At 64.0% G+C, this 17,626-nt stretch carries 12 protein-coding genes; 11 read left to right on the top strand and 1 reads right to left on the bottom strand.

Annotated elements, in window-relative coordinates; genetic code table 11:
* Positions 1-22: 22 nt before the first annotated feature.
* Positions 23-1,375 carry a sn-glycerol-3-phosphate ABC transporter substrate-binding protein UgpB gene (gene ugpB, locus AZ34_RS16475; protein ID WP_051509973.1) on the bottom strand — a complete coding sequence of 451 codons (1,353 nt, stop codon included), beginning with the start codon at positions 1,373-1,375 and terminating at the stop codon, positions 23-25.
* Positions 1,376-1,621: 246 nt separating this feature from the next.
* Between ugpB and AZ34_RS16470 the strand changes: the two genes are divergently transcribed.
* From AZ34_RS16470 to AZ34_RS16420, 11 genes are all read left to right on the top strand, one after another.
* Positions 1,622-5,560, top strand: coding sequence for a DUF3683 domain-containing protein (locus tag AZ34_RS16470; RefSeq protein ID WP_035610097.1), 3,939 nt, complete (start codon positions 1,622-1,624; stop codon positions 5,558-5,560).
* Between the two features lie 22 nt (positions 5,561-5,582).
* Complete coding sequence (locus AZ34_RS16465) at positions 5,583-6,014, top strand: gamma-butyrobetaine hydroxylase-like domain-containing protein (RefSeq protein ID WP_035610096.1); 432 nt, start codon at positions 5,583-5,585, stop codon at positions 6,012-6,014.
* 13 nt (positions 6,015-6,027) lie between these two features.
* The gene (ubiE, locus tag AZ34_RS16460; RefSeq protein ID WP_035610095.1) at positions 6,028-6,759 is read left to right on the top strand and encodes a bifunctional demethylmenaquinone methyltransferase/2-methoxy-6-polyprenyl-1,4-benzoquinol methylase UbiE; all 732 of its coding nucleotides are present in this window, start codon (positions 6,028-6,030) and stop codon (positions 6,757-6,759) included.
* Between the two features lie 53 nt (positions 6,760-6,812).
* On the top strand, positions 6,813-7,877 hold the full coding sequence (locus AZ34_RS16455) for a Tim44 domain-containing protein (RefSeq protein ID WP_155831847.1): 1,065 nt from the start codon (positions 6,813-6,815) through the stop codon (positions 7,875-7,877).
* A gap of 169 nt (positions 7,878-8,046) precedes the next feature.
* On the top strand, positions 8,047-8,646 hold the full coding sequence (locus AZ34_RS16450; RefSeq protein WP_231495598.1) for a hypothetical protein: 600 nt from the start codon (positions 8,047-8,049) through the stop codon (positions 8,644-8,646).
* Entirely contained in the window at positions 8,643-10,274 is a 1,632-nt protein-coding gene (gene ubiB, locus AZ34_RS16445) for a ubiquinone biosynthesis regulatory protein kinase UbiB (RefSeq protein WP_035610093.1), read from the top strand. Before AZ34_RS16450 ends, ubiB begins: the two co-directional genes overlap by 4 nt.
* A gap of 100 nt (positions 10,275-10,374) precedes the next feature.
* Complete coding sequence (locus tag AZ34_RS16440; protein WP_035612022.1) at positions 10,375-11,508, top strand: polyamine ABC transporter substrate-binding protein; 1,134 nt, start codon at positions 10,375-10,377, stop codon at positions 11,506-11,508.
* Between the two features lie 50 nt (positions 11,509-11,558).
* Positions 11,559-11,900: an FmdB family zinc ribbon protein gene (locus tag AZ34_RS16435; RefSeq protein ID WP_035610091.1), complete on the top strand. Its 342-nt coding sequence runs from the start codon at positions 11,559-11,561 to the stop codon at positions 11,898-11,900.
* A 65-nt stretch (positions 11,901-11,965) separates the two neighbouring features.
* Entirely contained in the window at positions 11,966-12,595 is a 630-nt protein-coding gene (locus AZ34_RS16430; RefSeq protein WP_035610087.1) for a DUF502 domain-containing protein, read from the top strand.
* Positions 12,596-12,653: 58 nt separating this feature from the next.
* Positions 12,654-14,447: an aspartate--tRNA ligase gene (aspS, locus tag AZ34_RS16425; RefSeq protein ID WP_035610086.1), complete on the top strand. Its 1,794-nt coding sequence runs from the start codon at positions 12,654-12,656 to the stop codon at positions 14,445-14,447.
* A gap of 347 nt (positions 14,448-14,794) precedes the next feature.
* The gene (locus tag AZ34_RS16420) at positions 14,795-17,578 is read left to right on the top strand and encodes a cache domain-containing protein (RefSeq protein ID WP_035610084.1); all 2,784 of its coding nucleotides are present in this window, start codon (positions 14,795-14,797) and stop codon (positions 17,576-17,578) included.
* Positions 17,579-17,626 lie beyond the last annotated feature (48 nt).

The raw sequence follows: 17,626 nt of genomic DNA, 5'->3' as shown, positions 1-17,626 counted from the left end.
ATCGTTTGGACGCGGGCGAGAGTTACTTGTTCGCCTTTTCGAAGCGCTCCAGCAGTTCGTTGCCGCGGCTCACGATGCTGTCCAGCGCGTCCTTGGGGGACTTGGTGCCGGCCCAGACTTGTTCGAGTTCTTCGTCCTCGATGGTGCGGATTTGCACATAGTTGCCCAGGCGGATGCCACGGCTCTTGTCGGTCACCTTGCGGATCATCTGCGTCACGGCGATGTCGGTGCCTGGGTTCTTCTGGTAGAAGCCAGAACTCTCGGTCAGCTTGTAGGCCGCCATGGTGATGGGCAGGTAACCGGTCAGTTGGTGGCTGGCGGCCTGGATTTCAGGCTTGGAGAGGAAGTCAAAGAAGGTGGCGATGCCCTTGTATTCCTCGGCCTTCTTGCCGCTCATGACCCAGAGGCTGGCGCCGCCGATCACGGTGTTCTGGGGCGCGCCCTTGACGTCCGGGTAGTAGGGCAGGGCGCCCAGGCCGTAGGCGAACTTGGCGTTCTTCGCCACGGTGCCGTAGAAGCCCGAGGACGTGGTGATCATCGCGCATTCACCCGAGGTGAAGGAGGCTTGCGCGTTGGCGGCACGGCCCTTGTAAACCAGCGTGCCGTCCTTGGCCATCTTGGCCAGGTTCTCGATGTGGCGCACATGCAGTGGCGAATTCACTTTCAGGCGGGCGTCCATGCCGCCGAAGCCATTCATTTTGGTCGCATATTCCACGTTGTGCCAGGTGGAGAAGCTCTCCAACTGGGTCCAGCCTTGCCAAGCGGGCGTGAACGGGCACTTGTGACCGCTGGCCTTCAGTTTGTCGACCGCGACCTGCATTTCTGGCCAGGTGGCCGGCGCCTTGTCGGTGTTCAGGCCTGCGGCCTTGAAGGCGTCCTTGTTGTAATAGAGCACGGTGGTCGAGCTGTTGAAGGGGAAGCTCAGCATCTGACCGTTGGGCGCCGTGTAATAACCAGCCACGGCGGGCACATAGGCGCTGGGGTCGAACTTGAAGCCCGCGTCGGCCATCACCTTGCCCACGGGCACCACGGCACCCTTGCTGGCCATCATGGTCGCGGTGCCCACTTCGAACACCTGCAGGATGTGCGGCGCATTGCCGGCTCGGAACGCGGCGATGGCGGCGGTCATGGACTCGTCGTAATTGCCCTTGAAGACGGGGACGATCTTGTACGCCTTCTGGCTTTCGTTGAACTGCTTGGCCAGGTCATTGACCCAGTCGTTGTTGACGGCAGTCATCGAGTGCCACCACTGGATTTCGGTCTGTGCCTTGGCCGCCGGCGTGAACGCCAGGGCGGAAAGGGCCGAAACGACCGTCAGCGCCAGGGTGCTGAGCGGGCGGCGGGCCAGGGCATGGGCAAACGAGGTTTTTTTCATCTGGATCAATCCTATAGAGGGCTGCGTAAGTCGCGCAGCGTAGAACGCAATTGTGACAAACGGATTAAGCCCGCATGACGAGGCCCTCGCGCTCCGGGATTTCCATAGGATGGACGCGCCCAGGGTCGTTCTGCCCAGGTACAGGCCCGCCGTGGGGCGCTGGGGTAACATCCAGTTTCAGCCGGTGTTGGCCTTCTGTGTTGGTACCTGCTCCCAGGCAACCTCGGGCTGAAATTTCAGGTTTCCATGAACGCACCGACCTTGCCAAACGCCGTCGCGGACGCCGTCCGCGCGCTTGATAACGAGCGCATCCGCGAAATTCCGTACAACTACACCTCCTACTCCGATCGCGAGATCGTGCTGCGCCTTCTGGGCGCACGTGCCTGGGAGGTGTTGAACCAGTTGCGCGAGGAGCGCCGCACGGGCCGTTCCGCCCGCATGCTGTACGAGGTGCTGGGCGACATCTGGGTGGTGCAGCGAAATCCTTATTTGCAGGATGACTTGCTGGACAACCCCAAGCGACGCGGCCAGCTGGTCGAGGCCCTGCATCATCGGCTGGGTGAGGTGGAAAAGCGCCGCCGACCCGTGCCCGCGGGCGCTGGCTTGGACGGCGCCGCGCCCGGCGGTGACGCGAAGCGCGATGCCCTGGTGGGTGAGCTGTTGAACGCCGCGCGGGCTGCGGTGCAAGCCTTCGATCAGAACTTCCGCGAGGTCGAGAGCCTGCGTCGCAAGGCTCAGCGCGTCCTGTGCCGATTGACCGCCCGCGACAACGTCAAGTTCGACGGCTTGTCGCGCGTCTCGCATGTGACCGACGCGACCGACTGGCGCGTCGAATACCCCTTCGTCGTGCTCACGCCGGACAGCGAGGAAGAGATGGCCGAGCTGGTGAGGGGCTGTATCGAACTGGGTCTGACCATCGTGCCGCGCGGCGGCGGCACTGGCTACACCGGCGGCGCGATCCCGCTGACCTGGAAGAGCGCGGTCATCAACACCGAGAAGCTCGAGGCCATGACCGAGGTCGAGATGGTTCTGCTGCCTGGCTTGGACAAGCCGGTCCCGACCGTTTGGACCGAGGCTGGTGTGGTCACCCAGCGCGTGACCGACGCGGCCGAGCGCGCGGGTTTTGTCTTTGCGGTAGACCCGACCAGCGCGGAAGCCTCCTGTGTGGGCGGCAACATCGCGATGAACGCGGGCGGCAAAAAAGCTGTGCTCTGGGGCACGGCGCTGGACAATCTGGCGAGCTGGCGCATGGTCACGCCCGATGCTGAATGGCTGGAAGTGACTCGCGTCGGCCACAACCTCGGCAAAATCCACGATGCCGACGTCGCCAGTTTTGAACTCAAGTATTTCGACGCTTCCGGCAAGAAGCTGCGCCGTACCGAGCGCCTGGACATTCCCGGCCCGCGTTTCCGCAAGGAAGGCCTGGGCAAGGATGTGACGGACAAGTTCCTCAGCGGACTACCTGGCGTGCAGAAGGAAGGCTGCGACGGACTGATCACCAGCGCGCGTTGGGTGGTGCACCGCATGCCCGAGCACACGCGCACGGTCTGTCTGGAGTTCTTCGGCCACGCCAAGGACGCGGTGCCCAGCATTGTCGAGATCAAGGACTTCATGTTCGCCGAGCAGAAGCGCAGCGGGACACTGCTCGCCGGCCTGGAACACCTGGACGACCGCTACCTGAAGGCCGTGGGCTACGCCACCAAGAGCAAGCGCGGCGGCTTGCCCAAGATGGTGCTGATCGGCGACATCGTGGGTGACGATCCGGACCAGGTGGCGCGCGTCGCCAGCGAGGTCGTGCGCATGGCGAATTCGCGCAGCGGCGAGGGTTTCACCGCGATCAGCCCCGAGGCGCGCAAGAAGTTCTGGGCCGACCGCAAGCGCACGGCGGCGATCAGCAAGCACACCAACGCGTTCAAGATCAACGAGGACGTGGTGATTCCGCTGCCGCGCATGGCCGAGTACACCGACGGCATCGAGCGCATCAACATCGAGCTGAGCCTGCGCAACAAGCTCAAGCTGGCCGACGAGTTGGACGCATTTTTCCAGCGTCCCGATCTGGCCACCTTGCTCAAGGCCGGCAAGCAGGCGGCGGACGATGGCAGCGAGGTTTCTGCGGCGGAACTCTTGCCCGAGCGCGCGGGGCAGGCGCTGGCGCTCGTGCGTTCGGTGCGTGCGCAGTGGCAGGACTGGCTCCAGCGCGTCGATGTCCTGTTCCCACAGCTGCAGAGCCATGAACTGCGCGCCAGCTGGAAAACCCAAGTTCGCCAGCCGCTGCAGGCCATCTTCACCGGCGGCGTGTTCCAGCCACTGCTGGACGAATGCAACACCATCCACAAGCGCGTGCTCAAGGGCCGGGTCTGGGTGGCGCTGCACATGCACGCGGGTGATGGCAATGTGCACACCAACATCCCGGTCAACAGCGACGACTACGAGATGCTGCAGACCGCCCACGAGGCGGTGGCGCGCATCATGAAGCTGGCGCGTTCGCTGGACGGCGTGATCTCGGGCGAGCACGGCATCGGCATCACCAAGCTCGAGTTCCTGAGCGACGAGGAACTGCAGCCCTTTGCCGACTACAAGGCCCGGGTCGATCCGCAAGGCCGTTTCAACAAGGGCAAATTGCTGCGGACGCTGCCGGTCGCGCAGGACGACGAGGACATGCACGCTGCGGACCTGAGCCAGGCCTACACGCCGAGCTTCGGCCTGATGGGGCATGAGTCGCTGATCATGCAGCAGAGCGACATTGGTGCGATTTCCGACAGCATCAAGGACTGCCTGCGTTGCGGCAAGTGCAAGCCGGTCTGCGCGACCCATGTGCCGCGCGCCAACCTCCTCTATTCGCCGCGCAACAAGATTCTCGCCACTTCCTTGCTGGTGGAGGCCTTCCTCTACGAGGAACAGACCCGCCGCGGCGTCAGCATCAAGCACTGGCAGGAATTCGAGGATGTGGCCGACCACTGCACGGTTTGCCACAAATGCGAGTCACCCTGCCCGGTCAAGATCGACTTCGGCGACGTGACCATGAACATGCGCAATCTGTTGCGCAAGATGGGCAAGAAGAGTTTCCGGCCGGGCAATGTGGCCGCCATGTTCTTCCTGAATGCGACCAATCCGGACACCATCAAGCTGATGCGCAGCGCCATGGTGGGAGTGGGCTTCAAGGCCCAGCGCCTCGCCAACGACCTGCTGCGTCGGCTCACCCGCGCGCAGACCGCCAAGCCCGCCGCCACGGTGGGCATGCCGCCGGTCAAGGAGCAGGTGATCCACTTCATCAACAAGAAGCTGCCGGGCGGCCTGCCCAAGAAGACCGCGCGCGCCCTGCTGGACATCGAGGACAAGAATTACGTGCCCATCATCCGCGACGCCGCCAGGACGACGGCGGAAACGGAGGCCGTGTTCTACTTCCCCGGTTGCGGCTCGGAACGGCTGTTCTCGCAGGTGGGCCTGGCCACGCAGGCCATGCTCTGGCATGCGGGCGTGCAGACCGTGCTGCCGCCAGGCTACCTCTGCTGTGGCTACCCGCAGCGCGGCAGCGGCCAGTTCGACAAGGCCGAGAAGATGATCACGGACAACCGCGTGCTCTTCCATCGCGTGGCCAACACCCTGAACTACCTGGACATCAAGACCGTGGTGGTGAGCTGCGGCACCTGCTATGACCAGCTCCAGGGCTACAAGTTCGAGGAGATCTTCCCGGGCTGCCGCATCATCGACATCCACGAATTCCTGCTGGAGAAAGGCCTGAAGCTCGAAGGCGACGGTGCCTACCTTTACCACGACCCCTGCCACACGCCGCTCAAGCAGCAGGAACCGATGAAGACCGTCAAGGCCTTGGTGGGCTCGAACGTGGTCAAGAGCGAGCGTTGCTGCGGCGAGAGCGGCACCTTCGGCGTGACCCGTCCCGACATTTCGACCCAGGTGCGCTTCCGCAAGGAAGAAGAGCTGAAGAAGGGCGAGGCCGCGCTACGCGAGACGGGCTTGGTGGGCGCCCAGGATGATCTGAAGATCCTCACGACCTGCCCGAGTTGTCTGCAGGGCTTGAACCGCTACGGCAACGACCTGAACAACGGCTTGCTCGAAGCCGACTACATCGTGGTCGAGATGGCGCGCAAGATCCTGGGCGAGGACTGGATGCCCAAGTACGTCGCCGCGGCCAATGCTGGCGGCATCGAACGCGTGCTGGTTTGATGCACGCAAGGAGGAGACCCAGATGGCAGGTTTGAAACCCGGCTCGCCCAAGCCGCTGAACATGACGGTGCACGGCAAATCGCGCGTGCTCGAGGTGGCATTCACGGATGGCAAGATTTTTCGCATCCCCTTCGAGCTGATGCGGGTCTACTCGCCTTCTGCCGAGGTGCAGGGCCATGGCCCGGGGCAGGAGGTCCTGCAGACCGGCAAGCGCGAGGTGGAGCTGGTCGGCTTGGAGCCCGTGGGCAACTACGCCGTGCAGCCTGCTTTCAGCGACGGGCACAGCAGCGGCCTCTACACTTGGGACTACCTCTACCTACTCGGCTCGCAGGAGTCGCGGCTCTGGGCTGATTACGAGGCCAAGCTGCAAGCAGCGGGCTTGAACCGCGACGCGCCCATGCCCGCGAGCGCGGGTCACGGTCATGGCGGGCACGCCTGCGGCCACCACCATTGAGACAGAGCCATCCATGAGCCAGACCCATTTTGGTTTCGAGACGGTCGATGAGACCGAAAAAGCGCGCCGCGTGCGCGGCGTGTTCGACTCCGTCGCGTCCAAGTACGACGTGATGAACGACCTGATGTCCGGTGGCCTGCACCGGCTTTGGAAGCGCTACACCGTCATGGTGGCCAACCTCAAGGAGGGCCAGCGCGCGCTGGACATCGCGGGTGGCACGGGTGATCTCGCGCTCGCCTTCGCGCGTGAGGTGGGCAAGACTGGGCAAGTGGTGCACACCGACATCAACGAGGCCATGCTGCGCGTGGGGCGTGATCGCTTGCTGGACGCTGGCGTGGTCTTGCCGACGGTGGTCTGTGACGCGGAAAAGCTGCCTTTCCCGGATGGCCATTTCGATCTCGTCAGCGTGGCCTTCGGCTTGCGCAACATGACCCACAAGGATGCCGCCCTGGCCGAGATGCGCCGGGTGCTCAAGCCCGGTGGCCGCCTGCTGGTTCTGGAGTTCTCCAAGGTCGCGCCGCCGCTGGAAAAGGTCTACGACTGGTACTCCTTCAAGGTGCTGCCCCGGCTGGGTAAGTTCATCGCGGGCGACGCGGATAGCTACCGGTATCTGGCCGAGTCCATCCGCATGCACCCGGGCCAGGAGGAGCTGAAGGCCTTGATGCACAAAGCCGGATTTGGTCATGTGGACTTCCATAACCTGACGGGTGGTGTGGTCGCCTTGCATGTTGGAATCAATACCTGATACGGTTAGGCATACGTTTTTGTTCACAGCATTTTTGTTCTAGGGGTTGGTGCATGAAGCGCGGGTTGCATGAGGTGAAGCGGGGTGGGGCTCTGGCCCTTACTCTGACCTTGGGTCTGGTTCTGGTCTTGGGTCCCATGGATGCCGAGGCGCGCCGCCTGGGGGGTGGCACCTCGGTGGGCAAGCAGTCCGGCAATGTGATGCGGCGTGACGCCCCGGCCCAACCGCCCGCTACGACACCTGCGCAGTCCTCGTCGGCGAGCCAGGGCGGCGCGGCCTCGGGCGGTAGCCCGACGGCGCCCGCCAGCGCGGCAACGCCCGCGAGCGCGGCCGCTGTTGGCGCGGCTGCCGCACCGGCCCGCCGTACCGGCATGGGTTTGCTGGGGGGGGTGGCGGCCGGTCTGGGCCTGGCATGGTTGGCTAGCAGCCTGGGGTTGGGTGCGGCTTTTGGCCAGTTCCTGCTGATCGCTTTGTTCGTGTTGCTGGCCTTCGTGGCCTTGCGCTTCTTGTTGCGGCCCCGCGCCGCCGCTTCGGGGCCGCGCAACAGCTATGCCTTCCAGGGCGCGGGGGGCGCTGGCGTGGCCACCATCCCCTCGGCCTATTACCCCGAGAACGTGGGCAACGATGCCTCCGCACGTCCCTGGGAGCAGGGGGCGAGCACCACCGTGGCTGGCACGGGGCACGGTTCGGTCATCGGCTCCGCCTTGCACGGCAGCGCCGGCGAATGGAGCGTGCCTGCTGGCTTCGATGTCGAAAGTTTCCTCAAGGTGGCCAAGAGCAACTTCATCCATCTGCAGGCAGCCTGGGACAAGGCCGACATGGTGACGCTGCGCTCCATGATGACGGACGATATGCTGGCCGAGATCAGCGCCCAGTTGGCCGAGCGCGAGCGTCTGTCCGGCGGCGAGCCCAACCTGACCGAGGTGCAGATGCTTCAGGCGCAGTTGCTGGGCATCGAAGACATCGGCGGCGAATATATGGCGAGCGTGGAGTTCTCCGGCATGGTGCGCGAAGACCGTCACAGCGGCCCCAGCCCCTTCCGCGAGGTCTGGAACATGACCAAGCCGCGCGACGGCAGCCGCGGCTGGCTGGTTGCGGGCGTGCAGGCGCTGCAGTAAATAAGTTCCCCCCAGGCTTCGCTCTCTGCGTTCGCTACGCCACCCTTTCACGGGCGCGCACTCAGCGGCCCGGCGAAGCCGGTTTCGCTAGTTCTCGCTTTGTGGACTTGCCATGCGGAGCGGGGGCAGAACCGGGAATAATCGGGGGCTTATGCAGTCCCCCTTGTCCATGCTTGAAGACGCGGCGCAAAAGCTGCTCGGTGCCTTGCCGAAGCCGCCTTTTCCGCTGCCTGTTCCACCGCTCGATCGCCTGCCCCAGCCCCCGGCCTGGGTCGTGCGGGAGGCGCAGCGTCGTGTGGTGTTGTTGCTCAACCATGTGCTGATGCAGGAGCCCGAGGCCATGGCCCGTCTGGCGCGCCAGCAAGGGCGGTCCGTGCTGTTCATGTGGCGCGGTCTGAGTTTCAGCTTGCGTTGTACGCCGGCTGGCTTGTTCGATCTGGACGACGCAAGGCCCACGGAAGAGGCGCCCGCGCCTGACCTTACCCTGACAGTGACGGAGGCCTCGCCGCTCGCGGTGGCGCAGGCCTGGATGGCGGGTGAACAGCCGACCGTGCGCATCGAAGGCCATGTGGCCTTGGCGTCCGAGCTGAACTGGCTGGCCGAACATTTGCGCTGGGATGTGGAGGAAGACCTGGCACGCCTGATCGGCGACGCACCGGCCCACGGCATCGCCCAGGCCGCTCGGCGCGTGGCGCAGGCCTTGCGCGCCTGGTTGCCAGCCCGGCCCGGCGCCCCCGCTTTTTCTGCTGGGCCTGGAGCGCAGGCATGACCGGGCTTGCCAGTCGTTTCCTGCGTGGCGCCTACATCGTCTGGATCGTGCTGCGCTACGGCCTGGACGAACTGGTGCTGTCCAGTTTTCGCAAACCCTGGTTGCGCGTGACCGCGCGTATCGTGGCCTTTGGCCGGCCCCTGAACAAGCCGCGCGGTGTGCGCCTGCGCGAGGCGCTGGAGCGCCTGGGACCCATCTTCGTCAAGTTCGGGCAGGTGCTGTCCACCCGGCGCGACCTGTTGCCGCCGGACATCGCGGAGGAACTGGCCAAACTGCAGGATCAGGTGCCCCCCTTCAGCCCCGAGGTGGCGGTGGCCACCATCGAGCGGTCCTTCCGTCAGCCGCTGGACAACATCTTCAGTGAATTCCAGCACGAGCCGGTGGCCAGCGCCTCGATAGCCCAGGTGCATTTCGCCCGCCTGCGCGGCAAGGACGGTCAGCACGTGGGGCGCGAGGTGGCCGTCAAGGTGCTGCGTCCGGGCATGTTGCACGTCATCGAAAAGGACTTGGCGCTGATGCGCTGGATGGCGGCCTGGGTGGAAGGACTGTCCGCAGATGGTCGGCGTCTCAAGCCCCGCGAGGTGGTGGCCGAGTTCGACAGCTACCTGCACGACGAGCTGGATCTGGTGCGCGAAGCCGCCAGTGCCGCCCAACTGCGCCGCAACATGGCGGGACTGAACCTGGTGCTGATCCCGGAGATGTTCTGGGATTACTGCCACAGCGACGTGATCGTGATGGAGCGCATGCAGGGCATCCCGATCAGCCAGACCCAGCGCCTGCGCGAGGCCGGGGTGGACCTGAAGAAGCTGGCGCGTGATGGCGTGACCATCTTCTTCACCCAGGTCTTCCGTGACGGTTTCTTCCACGCGGACATGCACCCGGGCAATATCTTCGTCAGCACGGACCCGGCCACCTTCGGGCGCTATATCTCGCTGGATTTCGGCATCGTGGGTACGTTGACGGAATTCGACAAGGAATATCTGGCGCAGAACTTCACGGCCTTCTTCCGGCGTGATTACAAGCGCGTGGCTGAACTGCACATCGAAAGTGGCTGGGTGCCGCCAGAGACGCGCGTCAACGAACTGGAAGCGGCGGTGCGGTCGGTCTGTGAACCCTATTTCGACCGGCCGCTGAAGGAAATTTCACTCGGCATGGTGCTGATGCGCCTGTTTCAGACTTCGCGCCGTTTCAACGTCGAGATCCAGCCGCAACTGGTGCTGCTGCAGAAGACCCTGCTCAACATCGAGGGCCTGGGGCGCGACCTCGATCCGGATCTGGACCTTTGGAGCACGGCCAAGCCCTTTCTGGAGAAATGGATGGCTGATCAGATTGGCCCCAAACGCCTCTGGGCCGAGCTCAAAAACCAGGCACCGCGCTACGCCAAGCTGCTGCCGGAGCTGCCGCGCCTCTTGCACGACTTCCTGCGGGACAACCAGGGACGCGGGTCGACGGGCGGCGGGCGCCGCACGCTGGAAGCCCTGCTGGCCGAGCAGCGTGCCACGCGCCGTTTGTTGCACATCCTGCTCGCGGCGGGCATTGGTTTTGCAACAGGGGTCTTGCTGATGCAGGCGCTCTGGCACTGGCCCGCGATGGCAGGTGCTTTCGCTGGTTTTTTCCAGGGTCGCTAGGATTTCACCGGATAATCCCGGGGTTTCGCCTGAAACTCCTCGCCGTTTTCAGCATTCCGTTTTTTCACCACCTGCGCTTTCCTCGAAAGGATTGATGGACATGAAGACTTTGACCCCCCGGTTCCGCGGTTTCGTCGCGACCATGGCGCTGGCAGTCACCGGTTTCACAGGCATGGTCTCCAGTGTGGCGGCCGCCGAGGAGCCGGTGCTCAACATCTACAACTGGGCGGACTACATCGCCGAGGACACGATTGCCAATTTCCAGAAGGAAACCGGCATCAAGGTCAACTACGACAATTTCGACAGCAATGAGGCCCTGCATGCCAAGCTGATGGCGGGCATGTCGGGTTACGACATCGTGGTCCCGGGTTCGCACTTCGCCAAGCTGCAGATTCAGGGCGGCCTGCTGATGAAGCTGGACAAGTCCAAGATCCCCAATCTGAAGAATCTCGATCCCGCCATTCAGGCGCAACTGGCCAAGGTGGACCCGGGTAACGAGCATCTGGTGGACTGGCTTTGGGGTTACACCACGGTGGGCATCAACGTCGACCAGGTCAAGAAAGCCCTGGGAAGCACGCCGATGCCGGCCAATGCCTGGGATCTGGTGTTCAAGCCGGAGTACGCCTCCAAGCTCCAGAAATGCGGTATTTCCGTCCTGGACACCGCGTCGGAAATCATGCCGATCGCGCTCAAGTACATTGGCAAGGACCCGCGCAGCAAGAATCCCGTGGACTACGCCGAAGCTGGCAAGATGCTGAAGGCTGTCCGCCCCTACGTGGGCCGCTTCGCCGGTTCGGGTTCTGATTACATCGATCAGATGGCCAGCGGCCAGCTTTGCGCCGTGGTCGGCTGGTCTGGCGACATCATGATCGCCAAGGACAAGTCCAACGAAGCCGGCAAGCCGCAGAACCTGCAGGTGATGCTGCCCAAGATGGGCGGCTTGCTGTTCTTCGACACCATGGCCATCCCCAAGGACGCCAAGCATCCGGAGAACGCGCACAAGTTCATCAACTACATCCTGCGTCCCGAGGTGCATGCTTCCCTGACCAACGCGGTGTTCTACGCCAACCCGAACAAGGCGAGCATGAAGTTCGTCAATCCGCTGCTGGCCAAGGACCCGGCCGTGTTCCCGGATGCTGCGGGCATGGCCTCGATGATCGCGCCTGACACGCCGGACGCCGCCACCATGCGCCTGATCACTCGCACCTTCACCAATTTCAAGGTGGACCGCTGATCGGCTTTCGTTTCGCACGCAGACCCGCTCCAGACTTACTTCGTTTCATCATGCCTATCTACGCCTACAAGTGCAGCGCCTGCGGCCTTGCCAAGGACGTGCTGCAGAAAATCTCCGACCAAGCGTTGTCCACCTGCCCGAACTGCGGCAAGGACACGTTCAGCAAGCAAGTCACTGCGGCTGGATTCCAGCTCAAGGGCAGCGGCTGGTATGTCACGGACTTCCGTGGCGGTTCAGGCGGTGGTTCCGAATCGTCTGGAGGTGGTTCCAGTGGTGGCGCCTCCAGCGAGTCGGGTGGTGGGGGCAGCTCCAGCTCATCCGAAGGCAGCGGCACGACGACCGCCGCCTCGGCTTCGGGGCACAGCTGTGGCTCGGACTGTGGTTGTGCCTGAACCCGAGGGTTCGGGTTGCCCTGTGAGATGGCAATGACAATGAAGATGGCAGGAGTACTTCCGTGATGGCGAAGTTCCGAAAATGGTTGCTGGCCGGCTTGCTGGTGCTGGTGCCGCTCATCATCACCCTATGGGTGCTGAACTGGGTCATAGGTACCTTGGACCAGACCCTGGGCATCCTGCCTGTGGCCTGGCATCCGGACAATCTGCTGGGCTTTCACATTCCCGGTTTGGGGGTGATTTTTGCCCTGGGTGTGGTGCTGGGGATTGGGGCCATGGCGTCCAACATCATCGGCAATCGGCTGATTGCCTGGGGCAATGCCCTGGTGCAGCGCATTCCCGTGGTGCGAGGCATCTACTCCGGCGTCAAGCAGGTCTCGGACACCTTGTTTTCCGAGAAGGGCAACGCCTTCCGACAGGCCGTGCTGGTGCAGTGGCCCCGTCCAGGCATGTGGACCATCGGCTTCGTGACCGGTGCGCCCGGGGGCGAACTGGTCAAGCACCTGCAGGGCGACTACCTGAGTGTCTACGTGCCCACCACGCCTAACCCGACGGGGGGCTATTTCGTGATGCTCAAGGCCAGTGATTGCGTGGTGCTCGACATGAGCGTGGACGCGGCCCTGACCTATGTGATTTCCATGGGCGTGATCGCGCCGGGCGCCAAAACGCCCGGCGATGCTGAACCGCCGGTCTGAGCGCCCACGGCGTTTTCCGATTCCTTCCCCCCGAACGAGCTAGAAAGAGAAAATTTTCATGTCCATGCGCTCCCACTACTGCGGTCTCGTGACCGAGGCCCTGCTGGGCCAGACCGTCACCTTGTGTGGCTGGGTCAACCGCCGGCGCGACCATGGTGGCGTGATCTTCGTGGACCTTCGAGACCGTGAAGGTTATGTCCAGGTGGTCTGCGACCCGGACCGTCCCGAGATGTTCAAGGCCGCCGAGGACTTGCGCAACGAGTTCTGCGTCCAGATCAAGGGTTTGGTGCGCGCGCGTCCCGCAGGCACGACCAACGACGGCCTCAAGAGCGGCAAGATCGAAGTTTTGTGCCACGAACTGACCGTGCTCAATCCCTCGGTGACGCCGCCGTTTCAACTGGACGACGAGAACCTGTCCGAGACCACGCGCCTCACGCACCGCGTGCTGGACCTGCGCCGTCCTTACATGCAGAACAACTTGATGCTGCGCTACCGCGTTGCGATGGAGGTGCGCAAGTTCCTGGACGCCAACGGCTTCATCGATGTTGAGACGCCGATGCTGACCAAGAGCACCCCCGAGGGCGCGCGCGATTACCTGGTGCCCAGCCGCGTGCACGACGGCATGTTCTTCGCCTTGCCGCAATCGCCCCAGCTCTTCAAGCAACTGCTGATGGTGGCTGGCTTCGACCGCTACTACCAGATCACCAAGTGCTTCCGCGACGAGGATCTGCGCGCTGACCGTCAGCCCGAGTTCACGCAAATCGATATCGAGACTTCCTTCCTGACCGAGCAGGACATCCGCGACATGTTCCAGGGCATGATCAAGACTGTGTTCCAGAACGTGCTGGGCATCGACTTGGGTGAGTTCCCGGTCATGGCGTATTCCGAGGCCATGCATCGCTTTGGCTCCGACAAGCCCGACTTGCGCGTCAAGCTCGAATTCACCGAGCTGACGGACGTGATGAAGGACGTGGACTTCAAGGTCTTCTCCACGCCGGCCCAGACCAAGGGCGGCCGTGTGGTCGCCCTGCGCGTGCCGGGTGGCGGCGAGATGAGCCGTGGCGAAATCGACGCCTACACCGAGTTTGTCAAGATCTATGGCGCCAAGGGCCTGGCCTGGATCAAGGTCAACGAGGTGGCCAAAGGCCGCGACGGTCTACAGTCGCCCATCGTCAAGAACCTGCACGATGCCGCGATCGCCGAGATCCTGAAGCGCACGGGCGCAAAAGATGGTGACCTGATTTTCTTTGGCGCGGACAAAGCCAAGATCGTCAACGACAGCATAGGCGCGCTGCGCATCAAGATCGGCCACAGCGAGTTTGGCAAGAAGAGCGGCCTGTTCGAGGCCCGCTGGGCGCCGATGTGGGTGGTCGATTTCCCCATGTTCGAGTACGACGAGGACGAGCAGCGCTGGAGCGCCGTGCACCACCCGTTCACCGCGCCCAAGGACGGTCACGAGGACTGGATGGTCACCGACCCCGAGAAGTGCATCGCCAAGGGCTACGACATGGTGCTCAACGGCTGGGAAATCGGCGGCGGCTCGGTGCGTATCCATCGCGCCGACGTGCAGGCCAAGGTGTTCGATGCGCTCAAGATCGGTCCTGACGAGCAGCGACTGAAGTTCGGCTTCCTGCTCGACGCGCTGCAGTATGGTGCGCCTCCCCACGGCGGCTTGGCCTTCGGCCTGGACCGTATCGTCACGCTGATGACGGGCGCCGAATCCATCCGCGACGTGATTGCCTTCCCCAAGACCCAGCGTGCGCAATGCCTCTTGACCCAGGCCCCGAGTCCGGTGGACGAGAAACAGTTGCGAGAACTGCACATCAAGCTGCGTAACCCGCAGCCGGTTTGAGCCCGTAGCGGCAATCGTCATCCCGCTCGGTGCACGGCCGGAGGGGCGCTGACCTGGAGCGCAAAGATGACAACGTGATGGCAAAAGGCGTCTTCGGACGCCTTTTTTCATGGAGTTTGCGCAAGCATGGACTCGGGCATGCCTTGTGCATACGCCGCACGTGCATGGGCTGACAGCAGCCGGGCCTCGAGAATGGGGCGGGCCGTGCTGCCGTGGCGCCTGTGGATGCGGCTGTGTTCTGCGCGTTCAGGTTCAGGTCGGCTAGGTGTGCCGAGGCGTGAAATGGACGCGGTGTCACGCGCTTCTAGTATGCTAGTTACAATTTTAAAAACCCGGGGAGGGGTTTCATGTCATCCACCGATACCTTGCCTGCGCCAGAGCAATGGTTGCGTTACATGCCCGGCGTCGAACGCCAGCGCCAGGAACTGCGCCTCGTCGAGAATGCCTGGGATCAGCTGTCCCTCCTGTCCTCCTTTTCATTGCTCTCGTCCAACGCGTCGTCGGGTGGTGATTTGGCCCGCGCCCGGCAGGATTTTTCCTCCCTGTCCATCGAGTTGATGCATGGCCTGGCCGCCGAGGCTGTGCACAACTGCGTGGATGACTTGAGCAGCCGCGCCCAAATCTGCATCGACGTGCTGGTGCGCAATCTGTTCGAGCGCACTGCCGATATCGGTTTTTTCTCGACCGACGTGGGCATCGCCCATTTCCTGGGTGCGCCTGCGGACGAGCGTCGTCCCGAACAGATCGCCAGCCGTCTGCGCCAGTACGCCAGCAAGTACACCGTCTACGACAACATTTATCTGTTCGACGCGCAGTGCCAGCTGGCTGCGGCCCTGCACGAGGGTCCGGGCCTGGCTGTGGGGGCCGCGGCGCAGGGTGAGGACGTGAACTTCCTGCGCCAGGTCATGGCCAGTGACGCGCCCTATGCCGAGGACTACGCCGTCCGCGACTTCATCGGCCAGAGCTATCCGTGCTTGGCATATGCCCACCGGGTCGAGGCGGGCGGCCAGGTGGTGGGCGTGCTGGTGCTGAGCTTCAAGATGTCGGATGAAATGCTGGCGCTCTTCGCCTCCATCCAGGGCAAGGACCGTGAACATGGCGGGGATGTGGTGCTGGCCCTGGTGGATGCCCACGGCGAGGTGCTGGCCTCCAGTGACACACACCAATTGCCCCTGGGCTGGCGGGTGCGCTGCGACCTTCCGCCGGAACTGGCCTCGGGCGCCTTCATGCTGCAGCACTTCAGCCGTCGTTACCTGGCCGTCGTGCGCGAGGCCCGCAGCTTCCAGGGCTATGCCGGACCGGGCTGGCGCGGTCTGGCCTTGCTGCCGCTGGACGTGGCTTTTGACGATGCCACGAGCTCGGAACACAGCGCCCTGATCAAGGAACTGGCCGGCAACGCGGATTTCCTGTCCGAGGAGCTGCGTGAAATTCCTCGGCGCTCGGTGGCGATCCAATCGGCGCTGGAGCGCTCGGTCTGGAACGGTCTGCTCGAACTCAACCAGATGCAGGACGGCACCGAGGGCCGTAACGAGGTGGCCGCACCGCGCGACCTCTTGTTCGCCAAGACCCTGTTGTCCGAGATTGGCGCCACCGCACGCAAGACTGCGCGGGCATTTTCCAGCGCGCTGGAGGACCTGTACGGCGTGGTGACCCGCTCCATCCTGCGTGATGGACAGAGTCGGGCCGATCTGGCCATGCAGATCCTCGACCGTAATCTCTACGAACGCGCCAATGATTGCCGTTGGTGGGCGCTCACGCCCCAGTTCGCCGAAACCCTGGCTGCTGGTCGAGTGGGCTGTGAACAGGCCACAGCCGTGTTGCGGGACATCAACGCGCTCTACACGGTGTACAGCAGCCTGGTGCTGTTCGATCGCCAAGGCCGGGTGATGGCGGTTTCCAACCCCGCGCAGCAGGACCTGGTGGGCACCCCGCTGGACGAAGAGTGGGTGGCGCGTTGCCTGCGTCTGTCCAGCGCGCAGGAGTACGTGGTCAGCGCCTTCGCGCCCAGTCGTTTTTATGACCGCGGCTCGACCTTCATCTACGCCGCCGCGGTGCGTGATGCCGCTGCGGTCTCCGGCAGCTTGGCCGGGGCCAACCTGGGTGGCATCGCCATCGTGTGGGATGCCGCGCAACAACTCCAGTCCATCCTGGGCGATTGCGCCGAGGGTTGTGGGGACCGGGACATGCTGGCGTTCATCGACAGCCGTGACCAGTTGGTGCTCGCTCACGGGCAGGCGGAGGCGGTGGCAATGCTGGGGACCGAGGGCGTCATCGAGTCCTGCCGCACGGGTGGGCGCATGGTCAACCTGGCTGGGCACCTGCACGGCGTGGGCATGGCGCGGGGTGCGGGCTATCGCGAGTTTCGCGCGCGCGATGGTTACGACCATGGCTTGAGTTGCCTGGCTCTGCGGCATCTGTGCGAGCGCAAGCCGGCGGGCGCCGCATTGCCCGCGCCGCAGAACCAGGGCGCGCGCGTGGATGCGACGCAGCGCGTGCAGATGGCCACCTTCATGCTGGGCAGCTATTGGTTGGGAATCGACGCGGCCCTGGTCGTGGCCGCCGCGCCGGATGCGACCGCGCTGGGAGCTGGGCCGGTGCGTCTGCCCTTTATTGGCTTGGCGCCCATCGGCAACCGGGTTTGCCCCTTGATGGATTTACGCAGCATCGTGCGTGACGATGCCGGGCGAGGGGCGACGGACCTTGTGCGTGTCGCGCAACAGCCAGGGGCCGAGGGACAAGCCGCGGCGCAGGAGGGGGGGGCGGCAAGCCGCATCCCACAGGTTCAGCGCGCGGCCCACCCGGACCGGCAACTGATCATCGTGCGGGTGCCGCTCGAGGAAGGCGGCATGCGTGAACTGGCGCTGCGCGTGGACGCCTTGGGCCCGATGCTCGACCTGGATCGCCGCAAGTTCCAACCCGTGGGTTTTGGTGTGCAGACGGCCTTGATCGACGCCGTGATCGGCGTGCCCGTGACCGCCTCGCAAGGCGTGCCTGCGGCTGGCGCCATGTCGGTCAGCATGTTGTGTCAACTGTCCATGGCTTGGCTCAAGCAATGCGCGGCCGGCGCTCTGCCGACCAACGCGCAGGACCAGGACCTGGCGGCCTTGCTGCAGGCGCACCAGGAGGGGTGACAGGTCGTATGGTGGAGTCAGCCTGTCTGGCCGGCATGGGCCCATGGG

It is taken from the genome of Hylemonella gracilis str. Niagara R, from assembly GCF_000600295.1.
Taxonomy (GTDB): Bacteria; Pseudomonadota; Gammaproteobacteria; order Burkholderiales; family Burkholderiaceae_C; genus Hylemonella; species Hylemonella gracilis_A.
The sequence above is the reverse complement of the archived record's forward strand: the minus strand, read 5'-3'. Positions and strand labels throughout refer to the sequence as shown.